Consider the following 14,252-nt stretch of genomic DNA (forward strand, 5'->3'; position numbering starts at 1 on the left):
TCATTAGACCGTTACATCAAAGCTGCGGCCGATAATCTGCATGCAATTATTGAAAGTTTCAATGAAATTAAAAAAGATTGTATCCAAGAAAAGTCCCTATACATAGTAGCTCATAGTATGGGGGGGTTAGTCGCGCGAGCACTATGCCAACTAACAGGCAGTAAAAAGTATGTGTCAAAAATAGTGACACTGGGAACACCTCATGATGGAACACTCTACGATGCTCAGGTTATAGGTCACATGATTCACTGGGGAGAGTCGATAAGTTCAAAAATGAAGGGGTTTACGCCGAATGCAAATTCGGCAAAAGAGTTAACTAAGAAGGACAATACAAACGGCCAATGCCTCATTGATAAATTACAAAGAGATTCAGATAGCTTGAAGGACATTAAAATTTTCAGTGTTTCCGGTGGGAAAAAATGGTTAGATTATGGTAGCTTTTTTAAAAGTTATATAGCAAATTGGAAAATCCAAAAATGGTTCGAAGATAAGCCTAATGATGGCCTTGTGTTGGAGTACAGCAGTAACATCAAAAACTCAACGCCCGACGCAGACAATAATCACCACCACTTTAATAAATATACTGAGTACGACGACATTAACCATTCGTATTTAATCGATAACCATCAAATACTACTTAAGTTAACCGCTTGGTTGAAAGAATAGTAATTTTTAGCGTACTTCACGGAAATATAATTTTATTCATTAAACAGCTATCTAGGTGACAAAATAGCTGCCTATAAGTTTACTTCTTCGAGTTCGCAAATTCAGATAATAAGTGCACGGAATCTCACCAGTAAATTCGGAGGCTTTTCATTTGAGATGTCCGTACATTTGCACGATTCAGAAGCTCAAAACCAGAAATTTCAACTTCCGCTGTTTGTCCTTAGCGGTGATCAGTTTCGTTAGTTGCCAATGGCTCTTTCTCGCTCAAAATCGTCAAAATGTAAAAAATACTGACAGTCGCCTAACTGCCCATTTTTGTCATTCAAGATAGAAAACAGCAACAAAAAATACCTACTCTATGCGTCCGCAAAGGAAGTCAAACAGACTGTCGAGTCTGGTTGAGCTCTCAATTTCAATGTGTTAGATGAAGTCTGAGCTAATACAAACTTGTTCGTTCAATGCTACCTGTATCACAAAGACATTTAGCCATTTATGAACGCGTGTCAAATACGAGCAAACATGCAATAAATATGTTTGATACTCAGCTTGGTTTGAGATTCCCACTATCCAATCACTCTTCAATGATTTTGAATATGCTGACCCTAATGTGCCAGCCAGATGATCAGCCACTACCTTACGATGGTACAATTGACGTTCTGGATAAACTGATTAAATTGGCTTATCAAAAACTCTCGGATAGAAAAACATCCTTGAACTATCAAGCAAATGTTGATACTAAAATTGACAGTAGATTAGGGCGTGTTGATCTTTCACATAGGTAACCAACACATAATACAAGCCAAAGCGACCATGCTTTCATAATTGGCTTTGAGTTTATCGTACCGAGTGGCTATTGCTCGGTACTTTTTGAGCTTTTCAAACGTATTCTCGACTAAATGACGATATTTGTATAGACACCAGTCAATATCGTCATTACCTACCTTTGAGTTCGATTTTCTAGGAATATTCGGTATTGAATTTCTCCCCCTTACTTGTTCTCGAATAGCCTCGCTATCGTATCCTTTATCAGCGATGATGTAATTTGCATACGGCAACATATCTATCAACGGTTTCGCTGCTTTACTGTCATGAGGTTGTCCGCCTGTAATCGTAAACTCAATGGGTAATCCGTAACTATCTACAGCTAAGTGTATTTTACTTGTATTGCCACCTTTGCTTTTGCCTATAGCTTCATCATATTTTGAGCTTGCTCCAGCACTGTGTTGATGTGCTTTAACGATACTGCCGTCAATAAATATCCATTCGAAATCAGGCTCAGAAATCAGCTTTTAAAAAGTCGCTGCAAAATACCTTTTCGAGTCCAAAGTAAAAAGCGCCTGAAAATGGTATTCCATAAGCCAAATGTGTCGGGTAAATCCTGCCAAGGGCAACCGACTCGCATTCGATAAAGAATCCCTTCCATAGTTTGTCTATGTTCTGGCTTGTCATATACACGGTCTTCAAGCAATATAGTTCGCAGCTTAGACCAGTGTTCATCTGTGAGCATTAATCTGGGCATGGCAATTTCGTTAGTTGTTTTTGGCGAAAATATTATACGAAATTGCCGACTTTTAATTTACTTACCAAAGATCAACACGCCCTAAATAGCGTTTATTCCAAAACAGTATCTTTCAGCCAATCGCGGGTTATTTGTATTACTCGCTGTGAATGAGTTTTTGATGAATCGAACACGTTGTAAATGTGGTCAGCGCCCACAACGAGCACTTTTTCCACACGTTCTGCATTGACTAGGTTGTCATATAAACGTGACTCTTCGTATATTTGAGGTTCGTCGGAGCCAACAAGATACAGCAGTTTTCCTGTAAAACAGCGTAAGGGCGGGTAAATATCTGCTGCATTCATGCCCAAGTAGTGTTCTTTCGTAATGATTAAGTTGGCCCAAGTATTCAGCGTTACACTGCCTTGAGTCATTACCTCTCGATGTTGTTGTTCGCTCAACATGCGCGGAAACAAGCTGTCGGGATTGCCTGCGTATGACCATAACACCAAGTTATCGATGCGGTTTTCATCATTCGCCGCTAGCGATAATGCAGTTGTACCACCTAAACTGTGCCCTAAGACAATGACTGGCAACGAGGGGAATTGTTTTTTTAGGTGTCCTAACGCTATCTGCGCGTCGTGTACTCTGCTTGCATAAGTGCTAGTCAGCGTATAATTAGATTTCTCTTGTTCGCTTTCGCCCCTTATATCTGTTCTTAGCGATACAATTCCCATATGCGCAAACGCTTTCGCTGTATCAACAAACAAGTCGCCGACACCATCTAGGTGAGCCGCCCAACCGGTAATAAATAGGGCGATTGCTTTGGGTGGTTTATTGTCACACTGCGTAATAGCAATACGTAAATCAGTGTCTATTTGCGTATATTCATCCAATACATGGCTGCACGTGTCGCTTTGTGCATTGGCGAATGCGCTGGTAACTATCGTCATCACACAACATAAGCATAACAACCGAGCGGTATTGAATACTGTCATACGTTTACAAACGCTTGATTACTGTTGGCAGATATAAAAGCTTTTTCAACAATATTGATATCTTTCAAGCCTTCTTCTCCTGGCACCATAACGGCTTTGTCTAGCAAGATAGCGAGGGCGTCGTCATCCATTTGTTTTGCTTGTTGATTGCCCTCGAATGCGGGTAAAACCAAGCCAGTAGACGACTTGGCAACAACGCCCGAATACGGCTGCATGGGGTTTAGCTCATACCAGCCATTTTTGCATTGTATTTTTAGATGATTGAAGCCTTTTACAACGCTAGTGCCGCAGTCCGCTTCAACCCCCGAGGGAAGTTGCAAAGTAAAATATGTCGTGGCATCGACATGGTCAAAACCAGCGGTATGTTCAATGCGTGCTTTTACTGCGGTAGGTTCAAGACCTGTCACGTAACGCACGCCATTTATTGCGTAAACGCCCATGTCATATAGCGCGCCACCACCCATTTCTGGTTTCATTCGCCAATAGTCAGAAGGGCCTGCTCGCCCCGCATATCCTGCAAATGCACTCACTGCTTGTATGTTTCCAAACGGGTTTGTTGCGCCTAGTTCAGCCATTGCACGCGTATTTGGTTCATGTTGCATACGGTAGCCAATGCTGAGTTTCACGTTGTTTTTCTTGCATGCCGTTATCATTCCTTGACATTCCTTGACGGTCATTGCCATGGGTTTTTCGCACCAAACGTGCTTTCCTGCGGCAGCGGCCATCAGCGCAAACTTTAAATGTGTAGCGGTGGGTGTTACAACATATACAACATCTATTTCGTCGTTATTTGCAATGCTGTGCATGTTGTCATAAGTATATACATTGCCGTCTGAGATACCGTATCGCGTTTGCCATGAGGGGATTTTGCTCGGCGATCCGGTAACAATACCTTTGAGTTTGCAATGCTTGGTAAACTTAAATGCTGGTGCGAGTACGTCTGTGCTGTAATAACCTAAGCCCAATAACGCCACGCCAACTTTTTTGCTAGGCGCGGCAACGCCAACGATTGGATTAACGCTGAGTCCTGCAAGTGTTCCGGCGATAAACTGACGACGGCTAATAGGCATTTTTTGCTCCTAGGCGGTAGGTTTATCAATGCTCAAATCTTAGTTAAGCACAGCGAGTGATACTTGCCAACTATTCTTCTTATACAATCAAGTCATGGATTTCTTTGAGCGAGGGAAGGTGATGGTCAGTTTGATAAAACAATCGATTCAACCGGCCTAGCAAGTTGACAGTGCGACTTGGATCGTTAGCCTTTCGACGATGCTCGCTCTCAGTTTCTAAAAATTCCCAAGGCTTCAAATTTAGTGCTTTGATTTCTTCTTCACTCACCCCTAAAGAATTTATCGTTGACAATATGCGTTCTGTTTTACTTTCTTGAATTGGGAGTAGATTTGTGTAGGTGCTGCGCAGGGGCGCGTCTACCGCTTCGATAGCTAGCTCAATTGCTTGCCAAATTTGATCATGTCCGGTATGCGCACCTTTGGGTTCATAAAACCCCATCACTTCCCATTCGAATTCTGCATTGCCTACGGCAATGGAACTATCGACTATGGGAGAGTAGGACAAATCGGGTCTGGCACCAATGTTGTAGGCGTCAACTGATAGGCCAATGACGATTGCCAAATCACCAATGAGCGCTGTGTTGGTATAAATGGCTTCGAATGCGGCGCGTTTTACGCCCATCCACCCATAAACGTAGCTATTTGTGCCGGCAAATTCCCGTATTTCATCGGGTAAGTCTTCGCCATATTTTTCGATGAAAAGTGGCGTAGGGTCTTGTGCCAAATACTCATCAGGCACCCATACTTCATACTCCTCTCTGTTGTCCCCTTTGCCGCGACTTTTTATACCTACCGATAAATTAAGTGGCCGACAAATGCTTCTATTTTCATCCACACGGTGAAAAAACTCAGAGCGAAAACGTTTTATATAAGGGGCGTCTAGCCCTGCAATTGCCGCCGTTGGATATCGAAAACCAATGTCACTACCGTTAATGATTGAAAAACCGGCAATGTTTTTTTCGAGCAGGGTTTTAACGTTTTTCAGATCTTTATAGTTTGGCACAATAATACTGCGCTCAGGTTCTATTGTTAACCGCCTACCATCAGGTGCAACAAATTTGGGTACTTTGTGATACGCGTGCTGATTAAGACCAATAGATGAGGCGAAGCCATTTCTTAGCAGTGCTAACTCGGTAAAAAGTGCATCGTGGTCTCGTATGTGCTTGATTAGCGGTCGATGAGTCATGCGGAGTGCTTGATTTCCTTTCTTATTTGTTTTTAACAAGCTATATCCATCGTATGCGCTTTTATCAATTGAAGCAATGGCTTACCGCGTAATTGTCTGGGAAGGTAGAATAAAGAATGCAGCACATATAGCGCGTCTACGACTCTAAGATGCGAATCGAAATTGCAGCCGCTGCCGTGCGATTATCTACGCCCAGCTTTTTGTAAATTTGCTGTAGGTGTTTGTTGACGGTGCGTGGACTCATATCCAATATTTGAGAAATTTCCCAGCTAGTTTTGGCATATGAGACCCAATACAACACCTCAGATTCTCGTTTAGTGATGGGTAAGTTTTGTTGTAAATCGGCAGGTGTTTTTTGTTGTTTTGTTTCTTTAATTCGCAATAGGTGCAAGGATTTTTGTTCGTTCTCATAGCTTATTTCTAGTGGGCCATCAAAACAATCAATGTTAAGTGTTGTCGCGGTGTCCCTTTTAATCCATTGGCTAATATGCGTAGCCAATGTCGCCCAAGGTACTTTGTCGTCTCCAGCAACGGCTTCGACCAACTCATGAACATGTGGCGTTGCCCATGAAAGCCGCCCTTCATTTGTCACGCAAAATACATTGCTCCCGGCGTTGTCCAAGGCGTTTTGTGCACTTAAGGTTAGGTTTGCGGTCTGGATGTGTGTTTTGATTCGGGCAATTACTTCGTCGGGGTTCATTGGTTTGGTGACATAGTCACTTCCACCTGCCTCAAAGCCACGCACAACGTCTTCAACGTCCGTTAGTCCCGTCATAAAGATGACGGGGGTATTGGGCAAGACTTGTTTGAGTCGTTTGCATGTTTCAAAGCCATCGAGTTCTGGCATTATCGCGTCTAGTAAAATCACATCAGGTTCAATCTTTTCAACAATCGATAGCGCTTGCATGCCACTTAATGCGACCAAAGCAGTATAGCCTTGTTTGTTTAAGGCAATGTTTAGCATGCCTAAAGATTCAGGAGAGTCATCTACAACTAAAACAATTTCTTGTAGCTTATTATTCATGGCTAGCTTCTTTTAGGTATTGAATAATTTCGGGAAAATTGCATTGCTCAACATATATATTGAGTTGTTTTACCATTGTGTCCGGTATGTTGTGTGATGCCTGTAAATCGTTAAGTTTTTCGCTAAAGCCAGACAGAAATCCAATTTCTGCTAAGCCAATAAGTTGTTCGTAGTCGCTTGTCTCTAACGTCGGTTTATTACATTGCTCCATCTTGTCATTGATTGACGTGTCAATTGAAATGTCAACGCCTAAGGCGTTGTTTTCGTTTGTTTTAGACTTGTATTGCCATGATAAATTTAACAACTCCCCAATTTTGGCTAGTAAAATATCTAGATTAAAGGGTTTGGCAATATATGCATCATGAAGGCCTTTAGCCGCAAGATTAATGTCATTTTCCCTGACGTTTGCAGACACCATCACCACTGGTAACTTATGTTCTTGCTCACGCAACAACTTTAGCATTTCCCATCCATCCATCACTGGCATTCTTACATCGAGTAATATTAAATCGATATGTTCTTCTTCTAAATATTCAAAGCCGGTTTTTGCGTCGATTGCGTTATATATTGAAAAGCCAAGGGGGGTTAACAACTCTCGCATCAGTTGTTGCTGTGAGGGATCGTCATCAACTACCAACACATGCTTAGGGGGGCCAATGTAAGCAATTACCTGTTTACTCTCAATTTCAAGCGGTGTTGCCTTGTGTTGAATTTGGGGGAGCATGAGTTTTACATTAAATGTACTGCCTTTTCCGACTTGGCTATGCAGTGTAATATCGCCGCCCATTAAGTGAATGAGTGAACGAGATATGGTTAAGCCTAAACCGGTGCCGCCAATACCTTGAGTATACGTGTTTCTAATTTGCTCAAAGGGTTTAAAAATGGTTTCTTGGTCTTTTTGTGCTATCCCCATCCCGGTATCTATAATATTAAAATTGATGACCTCATTTCGGTAAGATACTTCTAAGGTGACTGTGCCTTGTTGAGTGTATTTTATCGCATTAGAAATCAGATTTATCAGTACCTGTCGAAAACGTTGCTTGTCTGTGGCGACAACGTTAGGCAAATTACCCGAAGGTTTGTACAGAAAATCTAAGCCTTTTTGTTTTGCTTGCATCGCAAACATATCGACCAATTGTTGTAAGATTGCCTTTAAGTTAAATTCGTCTTTATGGAGAGAAAGTCTGCCGGCTTCGATTTTTGAAATCTCTAATAGCCCTTCAATTAAATCTGCGAGGTGTTCGCCATTGCGCTTTATAATGTTCAAGGAGTTCTGCTGGTTTACCGGAATATCTGCGTCCTGACTTAGCAATTGAGCATATCCCAACAGCACGTTTAAGGGAGTGCGAAGTTCATGGCTTAGGCCCGCTAAATAACGACTTTTCGCTTGGTTTGCTGATTCCGCAAAATCTTTAGCATCTTTGAGGGCTCTTGATGTACTCTCGTGAGCGTCTATTTCGGTCGCTAAGGCTGACGTTTGTGATCGTAATTCGTTTAATGCTATACGGTTGCTCGACCGCGCCAAAATGAACAACCAACTGACAATACCGATAATGATCAACATGAAAAAGAAGGTCTTGATAAGGGTATTGCCCAACACCGTTTGCACGTTGGTATCTTCCGCTGGAATTTGCAAATAGATTAAAAATAGAATTGAGGCACCTACAGAACCTAAGCCCAGTGTCATGTATATGAACTGGGCTGTAGAACTCGTCATTTGGTTCAGTAATTTAGTGTTTAAAAAGCGTTTAAAAAAGTGATGGGATTGGCTGAATATTGTGCCTTCTGGGCGGCACTTATCCCCGCAGCGAACGTCTAGTGAGCAACATAAGGAACAAATTGGATTCTTATATGCGGGGCAATAGGTCATGTCCTCTTGATCAAAGGTATTTTCACAGATGTAACAAGTCTTAGGCGCTGTGTAAACCGTAATTTTATTATCGACAAGGTAATACTTTCCTTTGGTTAGATAACCGATGAGTGGCACGGTGATGAACGGCAGGCCGCATGCAATGAACGATGCTAAGGCTTGTACGGTCTCTCCGTACCAGCCTAAATGTCCGGTGAAGCCAACAAATGTGGCGATAAACATAGAGCATACGCCAACCGGATTAATATCGTATAAGTGAGAGCGTTTAAACTCGATGTGTTTGGGGCTAATGCCTAGTGGCTTATTGATAACTAAATCAGCGACGACAGAACTTAACCAAGCAAGGACTACGACAGAATAGACCGATAACATGCTTTCAATGGTTTGATAAATATCCAGCTCCATCAATAGCAAAGCAATTGCCACGTTAAATACCATCCAAACAACTCGCCCAGGGTGGTTGTGCGTGACGCGAGAGAAAAAATTGGACCAAGCTAATGAGCCAGCATATGCATTGGCTACATTGATTTTTAATTGCGAAATCACTACAAAACTACAGGCAACGAGCAGACTGAATTCAGGATTCTCAAATACTAAACTGAAGGCTAGGTTGTACATGTGTGCTGGGTCATCAGCGACATTGGGTGCTATGCCTTGTTTTAAGGCAAAGTAGGCTAAAAATGAACCCAAAAATAGTTTCATTGCGCCAAATATTATCCAACCTGGGCCTGCAATGACGAGTGCCGCCCACCATTGATGTTTATTTTTTTGTGGTTTTTCAGGTAAAAAACGCAAAAAATCGACTTGTTCGCCAATTTGCGCAACGAGTGACAAAAGTACAGCTGATGCTGCACCAAATAGCATTAAGTTAAACCCTTTGCCGTCTTCGCCAGCGTTACCCGTATAGCTAATCCATTTTTTAAAATCACTGTCGGGATGCGTAAAGACAAAATACAAGGGAACCAGTTGAAGGACTATCCAAATCGGCTGGCTCCACACTTGAAATCGACTTATGTAGGCAATGCCGTGAGTCACGAGTGGTAATACGACGAGTGCACTAATTACGTAGCAAATGGCAATGGGAATATCAAATAGTAGCTGCAATGCCATCGACATGATCGCCGCTTCGAGTGCAAAAAATATGAAGGTAAATGAGGCGTAAATCAACGACGCAATGGTTGAACCAATGTAGCCAAACCCAGCGCCTCGGCTTAACAAATCAATATCAACGCCATTTTTGGCCGCATGGTAGCAAATGGGTAAGCCGGTCAGAAATATCACAAAGACCAAAGATAAAATCGCCCATGCCGCATTTTCAAAGCCAAAACTGATAGTAATTGCGCCGCCAATAGCTTCGAGTACCAAAAATGACACAATGCCTAGGGCAGTATTTGCGATTCTATTCAGCGACCATATGCGTGCGCGTTTTGCCGTAAAACGAAGCGCAAAATCCTCCATCATCTCATTAGCGACGAGCTTGTTGTAGGTTCTGCGTGTGGACAGTATTTTTCCGTTTGAATCCATTCGAGGCGCCAAAACTTCTTAAGTGTGTGCAAAACATCTATCGCAATATGTGCAATTACGACACGTATTCAGCTTGATTATAACGAATGTGTTCTCGCGATTATATCCAAAAAAAAATATCGGCAATATGCGTAATTGTGCGTAGTCGATTTCGCTATTTTGCGCATATTTTCTTTGCTGCAAAATCGAGATACTGCTACTCGTCAACATACATTCAAAGACTGTTTTTAATTTACGTAAAGCACATACACACATTTTTTTACGCATTTAAAGGGAAACAACCATGAAAAGAACACATTCTAAATTAAAACCGATTGCAGCAAGTCTATTGTTAGCGATGGGCGCGGCAGGCACAGCATCAGCTGAAATCAGTGATAAGTTTACTGTCGGTGGATTCGTAGATATGTCTTGGACATATGCGGACATTGATGGCGGCAGCTCTGAGCAATCTGCGGGTATCGACCAAGTAGAATTTAATATTGGTTATCAGTTTGACGACAAGTTATCAGCAACAGTTGACATTGAATATCAAGACAATGGCACTGGCGAAGAAGTTGACCTCGAGCAAGCGTTTGTATCTTACGCGGTGTCTGACCAGTTCTCCATTAAAGCGGGTCGCTTTTTAAGTTACACCGGTTGGGAAACTGAAGAACCTACGGGCTTATTTCAATACTCTGGCACCGGTTACGCTGCCTATTTCTATGGCGGATATCAACAAGGTGTCTCGGGCATATACAGTGGCGACGGTTTTGCTGTAGCGCTCTCAGTGGTAAATGACTTAGGTGACCTAGAAGGTGAAGCTCGTGATTCAGAGCAACCTGGCTTCGAAACGATGCTGGCCATCATGCCAACAGAAGAAATCACAATTAAAGGCTTTTATTCTACAGATAGCCTTGATGGCACATCTGAAGATACCACGCTTGTTAACTTATGGGCGAGCTATTCTACTGGCGCGTTGACGCTAGCGGCGGAATACAACACGTCTGAGAATGCACCAGCTTATGTGTTTGGTGGCGCAGGTATTGATGCGGAAGCGAGTGGTTACTTACTGATGGGTAACTATGCATTTGATTCTTTTGGTTTAACACTTCGTTATCACGATTGGGAAATTGAGACGGCCACTGGCGCAACGTATGAAGATGCTTCTGGTTTTACTATCTCTCCAAGTATCACGGTTAGCGACAACTTATTGATGGTATTCGAATATCGTCTAGATGAAGTAAACGACGTTGATTCTGATTTCATCGCCGTCGAAGCGCTAATTACATTCTAATTTGAGCTAATTTAGCCAGAAAAAATTAAGGAAACTCAAAATGAAATTGAAAAAACTCATTGCCGCAAGTTCGATTATTGCAAGTAGCTTAATGGCACAAGTGGCTGTTGCTGCAGACACCATTAAAGTTGGCGTTTTACATTCGTTGTCAGGCACTATGGCTATCAGTGAAACGACACTGAAAGACACTGTGCTTATGATGATTGAAGAACAAAACAAAGCCGGTGGCTTGCTTGGGAAAAAGCTTGAAGCTGTTGTCGTTGACCCAGCGTCTAACTGGCCGCTTTTTGCTGAGAAAACGCGTGAGCTCTTAGCAAAAGAAAAAGTTGACGTTATTTTTGGTTGCTGGACATCGGTATCTCGTAAGTCGGTATTGCCAGTGATTGAAGAGCTAAACGGTCTACTATTCTATCCAGTACAGTACGAAGGTGAAGAATCATCTAAAAATGTATTTTACACCGGTGCTGCGCCAAACCAGCAAGCGATTCCAGCCGTTGACTATTTGATGAATGACATCGGTGCTACTCGTTGGGTACTTGCGGGTACTGACTATGTTTATCCTCGTACTACAAACAAAATCCTAGAAGCTTATTTAAAAGCGAAAGGTGTTAAAGACGAAGATATCATGATCAACTACACGCCTTTTGGTCACTCTGATTGGCAAGGCATAGTATCTGATATTAAAAAGTTTGGTTCAGCAGGTAAGAAAACAGCGGTTGTATCTACTATTAACGGCGATGCAAACATTCCTTTCTATAAAGAGCTAGGCAACCAAGGTATTTCGGCAGAAGACATTCCAGTTGTTGCTTTCTCTGTTGGTGAAGAAGAGCTATCTGGTTTTGATACTAAACCACTTGTTGGCCATTTAGCGGCTTGGAACTATTTCCAAAGCGTTGAATCAGAGGAAAACGACGAATTCATCGCTGCGTGGAAGACGTTCATTGGCGACGAAAAACGCGTGACTAACGACCCGATGGAAGCGACATATATTGGTTTCAAGATGTGGGCAAAAGCGGTTGAGAAAGTGGGTACAACGGATGTTGATGCTGTTGAGCAAGCGATGATCGGTGTTGCTGTACCTAACTTAACTGGCGGTGTTGCGGTTATGAACCCTAATCACCATTTGTCTAAGCCAGTATTAATTGGTGAGATCCAAGAAGATGGTCAATTTGAAGTTGTGTGGGAAACGCCAGACACTGTTATTGGCGACGCATGGTCAGATTACTTACCTAGTTCTATGAATTTAGTTTCGGATTGGACAGCACCAATCAAATGCGGAAACTATGATGTAAAAACGGCGAAGTGTTCAGGTCAAAACTTCTAAGTTAACGATTCAATTATGTGTGTTGCAGTGAAAGGTTTGTAAATTCCCTTTCGCTGCATTTTTGTCAGGGACGACATTTTTTATTTTTTGCAGTTATTTTTTATTACAAAGGAAAACACAATGAGGCGATTTATTTCTGTGTTGTTCTGCTGTTTAGTGTCTTGGTATGCCATCGCAGATGACGATGTAAATACAAAAGATTCAACAGCCGCATCGAGTAGCATAGATAGTGAACTTATTGAATTAGTCAATCAATTACCCAACACCAAATTGAACAAAATGCAGCCCTTGGTTGAAAACATTGCTGCGATAAAAAGTCACAAGACACGAGAGGTTTTGCAAATACTACTGGCAGGTGATTTATATTACCTTAAATCAGATAAAACGCTTGTGAATGCCCAAAAACAAAATGATGGGAATTACCAATTAACAAATATTCTAACTGACGAGGCCTTAGCGCCAGTTAAAAAACGGGCTATTCGAAAAATCAGATCTAATAACCGTTTACGAAGCGCTATTCGCTCGTTTATTGCCAAAATTGACCTGACAGACGATGATAAATCAACTCGTTACGGCGCCGTAGAGCAACTACTTGAAAAGCCCTCACAAGAAACACTAGATACCATGCGGTCATTGTTACCTTTGGAAAAAGATGCCGATGTCGCTAATCTAATGCAGACGGTGTTGCTAATTGAACAGCTAAAGCATGGCAAGATTGATGAGCAGTTGTCTGCGGTCGCTGGCTTAAAATCGAGTCTGGAGCCTGTTGTATTAAATACTCTGAGTGCCTTAAGTGAGGAATTGTCGGCATCAGAAAAAACGCAAGAACAAGAACAACTGCTTACTGCCATGTCTAAAGCAATTGCTACGATTGAAAGTAAGCGCAGCAATTACAAATTTATTGAGAATGTCTTTTTTGGCTTGAGTCTAGGCTCAGTGCTTTTGCTTGCTGCCATTGGTTTAGCGATTACGTTTGGCGTGATGGGTGTCATCAATATGGCGCATGGCGAAATGATCATGTTGGGCGCTTATACTACCTATGTTGTCCAGTTAGTTTTTCCTAATTTAATTGAATATTCTTTGTTGATAGCGGTGCCTGCGGCATTTGTTGTCACAGGCCTCGTTGGTATTTTAATTGAGCGCGGGGTTATACGCTTCTTGAAAGGTCGTCCGCTGGAAACCTTATTGGCCACCTTTGGTATTTCTTTAATCTTGCAGCAGTTGGTCCGAACAGTTTTTTCTCCGCTTAATCGACAAGTTCAGTCACCTGAATGGATGACAGGATCATGGCAGATTAACCCGGTATTTTCACTTACCTTCAATCGTCTATACATCATTTTGTTTGCAATTATGGTCTTTTTTACCTTACTAATGATTCTAAAAAAATCCTCTTTAGGTTTGCATGTAAGAGCGGTTTCGCAAAATCGGGAAATGGCTAAAGCGCTAAGTATTAAAAGTGATTGGGTTGACGCGATTACATTTGGGCTTGGTTCCGGTATTGCTGGGATTGCAGGCGTGGTATTGAGTCAATTGACAAATGTAGGGCCTAACCTTGGGCAAGCGTATATTATTGATTCATTCCTAGTCGTGGTATTTGGTGGCGTAGGGAATTTGTGGGGCACGTTAGTGGCGGCAATGTCGCTTGGTTCAATAAATAAATTCCTCGAACCAATTACCGGCTCTGTGCTCGCCAACATCATAGTCCTCGTTGGCTTGGTACTATTTATTCAGAAACGCCCGAAAGGATTGTTTCCTCAAAAAGGCAGAGCGGTAGATTAATGAATATGAAAACGACGCATACCTTTGTTGAAATAATTCG

The 14,252-nt window shown here is 42.1% G+C and carries 11 protein-coding genes; 5 read left to right on the forward strand and 6 right to left on the reverse strand.

Features of this window, described 5'->3' with window-relative positions; genetic code table 11:
• The first annotated feature begins 15 nt into the window (after positions 1-15).
• Together QQK00_RS12885 and QQK00_RS12890 are read left to right on the forward strand one after the other, a co-directional pair.
• Positions 16-666 (forward strand): alpha/beta hydrolase, encoded by a 651-nt coding sequence (locus QQK00_RS12885; protein WP_284218319.1) that lies wholly within the window; start codon positions 16-18, stop codon positions 664-666.
• Between the two features lie 458 nt (positions 667-1,124).
• Positions 1,125-1,448 carry a hypothetical protein gene (locus tag QQK00_RS12890; protein ID WP_284217988.1) on the forward strand — a complete coding sequence of 108 codons (324 nt, stop codon included), beginning with the start codon at positions 1,125-1,127 and terminating at the stop codon, positions 1,446-1,448.
• Here QQK00_RS12890 and QQK00_RS12895 read toward each other — a convergent pair.
• From QQK00_RS12895 to QQK00_RS12920, 6 genes are all read right to left on the reverse strand, one after another.
• Positions 1,437-2,185, reverse strand: a protein-coding gene (locus QQK00_RS12895) for an IS5 family transposase (protein ID WP_284217989.1) whose coding sequence is annotated in 2 segments (ribosomal slippage) — positions 1,437-1,954 and positions 1,954-2,185 — 750 coding nt in all. Because the reading frame shifts where the segments join, the coding sequence is not laid out codon by codon here. The genes QQK00_RS12890 and QQK00_RS12895 overlap by 12 nt on opposite strands.
• 92 nt (positions 2,186-2,277) lie before the next feature.
• On the reverse strand, positions 2,278-3,117 hold the full coding sequence (locus QQK00_RS12900) for an alpha/beta hydrolase (RefSeq protein WP_284217990.1): 840 nt from the start codon (positions 3,115-3,117) through the stop codon (positions 2,278-2,280).
• Between the two features lie 41 nt (positions 3,118-3,158).
• Positions 3,159-4,232 carry a Gfo/Idh/MocA family protein gene (locus QQK00_RS12905; RefSeq protein WP_284217991.1) on the reverse strand — a complete coding sequence of 358 codons (1,074 nt, stop codon included), beginning with the start codon at positions 4,230-4,232 and terminating at the stop codon, positions 3,159-3,161.
• A gap of 79 nt (positions 4,233-4,311) precedes the next feature.
• Positions 4,312-5,418 carry a hypothetical protein gene (locus QQK00_RS12910; protein WP_284218320.1) on the reverse strand — a complete coding sequence of 369 codons (1,107 nt, stop codon included), beginning with the start codon at positions 5,416-5,418 and terminating at the stop codon, positions 4,312-4,314.
• 136 nt (positions 5,419-5,554) lie between these two features.
• Entirely contained in the window at positions 5,555-6,442 is an 888-nt protein-coding gene (locus QQK00_RS12915; RefSeq protein WP_284217992.1) for a response regulator transcription factor, read from the reverse strand.
• Positions 6,435-9,836, reverse strand: a complete 3,402-nt coding sequence (locus QQK00_RS12920; RefSeq protein WP_284217993.1) for an ATP-binding protein — start codon at positions 9,834-9,836, stop codon at positions 6,435-6,437. Before QQK00_RS12920 ends, QQK00_RS12915 begins: the two co-directional genes overlap by 8 nt.
• Before the next feature lie 283 nt (positions 9,837-10,119).
• Between QQK00_RS12920 and QQK00_RS12925 the strand changes: the two genes are divergently transcribed.
• From QQK00_RS12925 to urtB, 3 genes are all read left to right on the forward strand, one after another.
• Positions 10,120-11,109, forward strand: coding sequence for an outer membrane beta-barrel protein (locus QQK00_RS12925; protein WP_284217994.1), 990 nt, complete (start codon positions 10,120-10,122; stop codon positions 11,107-11,109).
• A gap of 40 nt (positions 11,110-11,149) precedes the next feature.
• Positions 11,150-12,433: an urea ABC transporter substrate-binding protein gene (gene urtA / locus QQK00_RS12930; protein WP_284217995.1), complete on the forward strand. Its 1,284-nt coding sequence runs from the start codon at positions 11,150-11,152 to the stop codon at positions 12,431-12,433.
• A gap of 120 nt (positions 12,434-12,553) precedes the next feature.
• Positions 12,554-14,212 (forward strand): urea ABC transporter permease subunit UrtB, encoded by a 1,659-nt coding sequence (gene urtB / locus QQK00_RS12935; RefSeq protein ID WP_284217996.1) that lies wholly within the window; start codon positions 12,554-12,556, stop codon positions 14,210-14,212.
• Positions 14,213-14,252: the final 40 nt, after the last annotated feature.

Source organism: Agaribacter marinus (assembly GCF_030160655.1).
In the GTDB taxonomy this organism is placed as follows: Bacteria; Pseudomonadota; Gammaproteobacteria; order Enterobacterales; family Alteromonadaceae; genus Glaciecola; species Glaciecola marina.

Bases quoted from the DNA above. Each gene is read 5' to 3' on its own strand.
- QQK00_RS12890 (WP_284217988.1), top strand. From the start codon at position 1,125: ATGCTACCTGTATCACAAAGACATTTAGCCATTTATGAACGCGTGTCA.
- QQK00_RS12900 (WP_284217990.1), bottom strand. From the start codon at position 3,117: ATGACGATAGTTACCAGCGCATTCGCCAATGCACAAAGCGACACGTGC.
- QQK00_RS12905 (WP_284217991.1), bottom strand. From the start codon at position 4,232: ATGCCTATTAGCCGTCGTCAGTTTATCGCCGGAACACTTGCAGGACTC.
- QQK00_RS12910 (WP_284218320.1), bottom strand. From the start codon at position 5,418: ATGACTCATCGACCGCTAATCAAGCACATACGAGACCACGATGCACTT.
- QQK00_RS12915 (WP_284217992.1), bottom strand. From the start codon at position 6,442: ATGAATAATAAGCTACAAGAAATTGTTTTAGTTGTAGATGACTCTCCT.
- QQK00_RS12920 (WP_284217993.1), bottom strand. From the start codon at position 9,836: ATGGATTCAAACGGAAAAATACTGTCCACACGCAGAACCTACAACAAG.
- QQK00_RS12925 (WP_284217994.1), top strand. From the start codon at position 10,120: ATGAAAAGAACACATTCTAAATTAAAACCGATTGCAGCAAGTCTATTG.
- urtA (WP_284217995.1), top strand. From the start codon at position 11,150: ATGAAATTGAAAAAACTCATTGCCGCAAGTTCGATTATTGCAAGTAGC.
- urtB (WP_284217996.1), top strand. From the start codon at position 12,554: ATGAGGCGATTTATTTCTGTGTTGTTCTGCTGTTTAGTGTCTTGGTAT.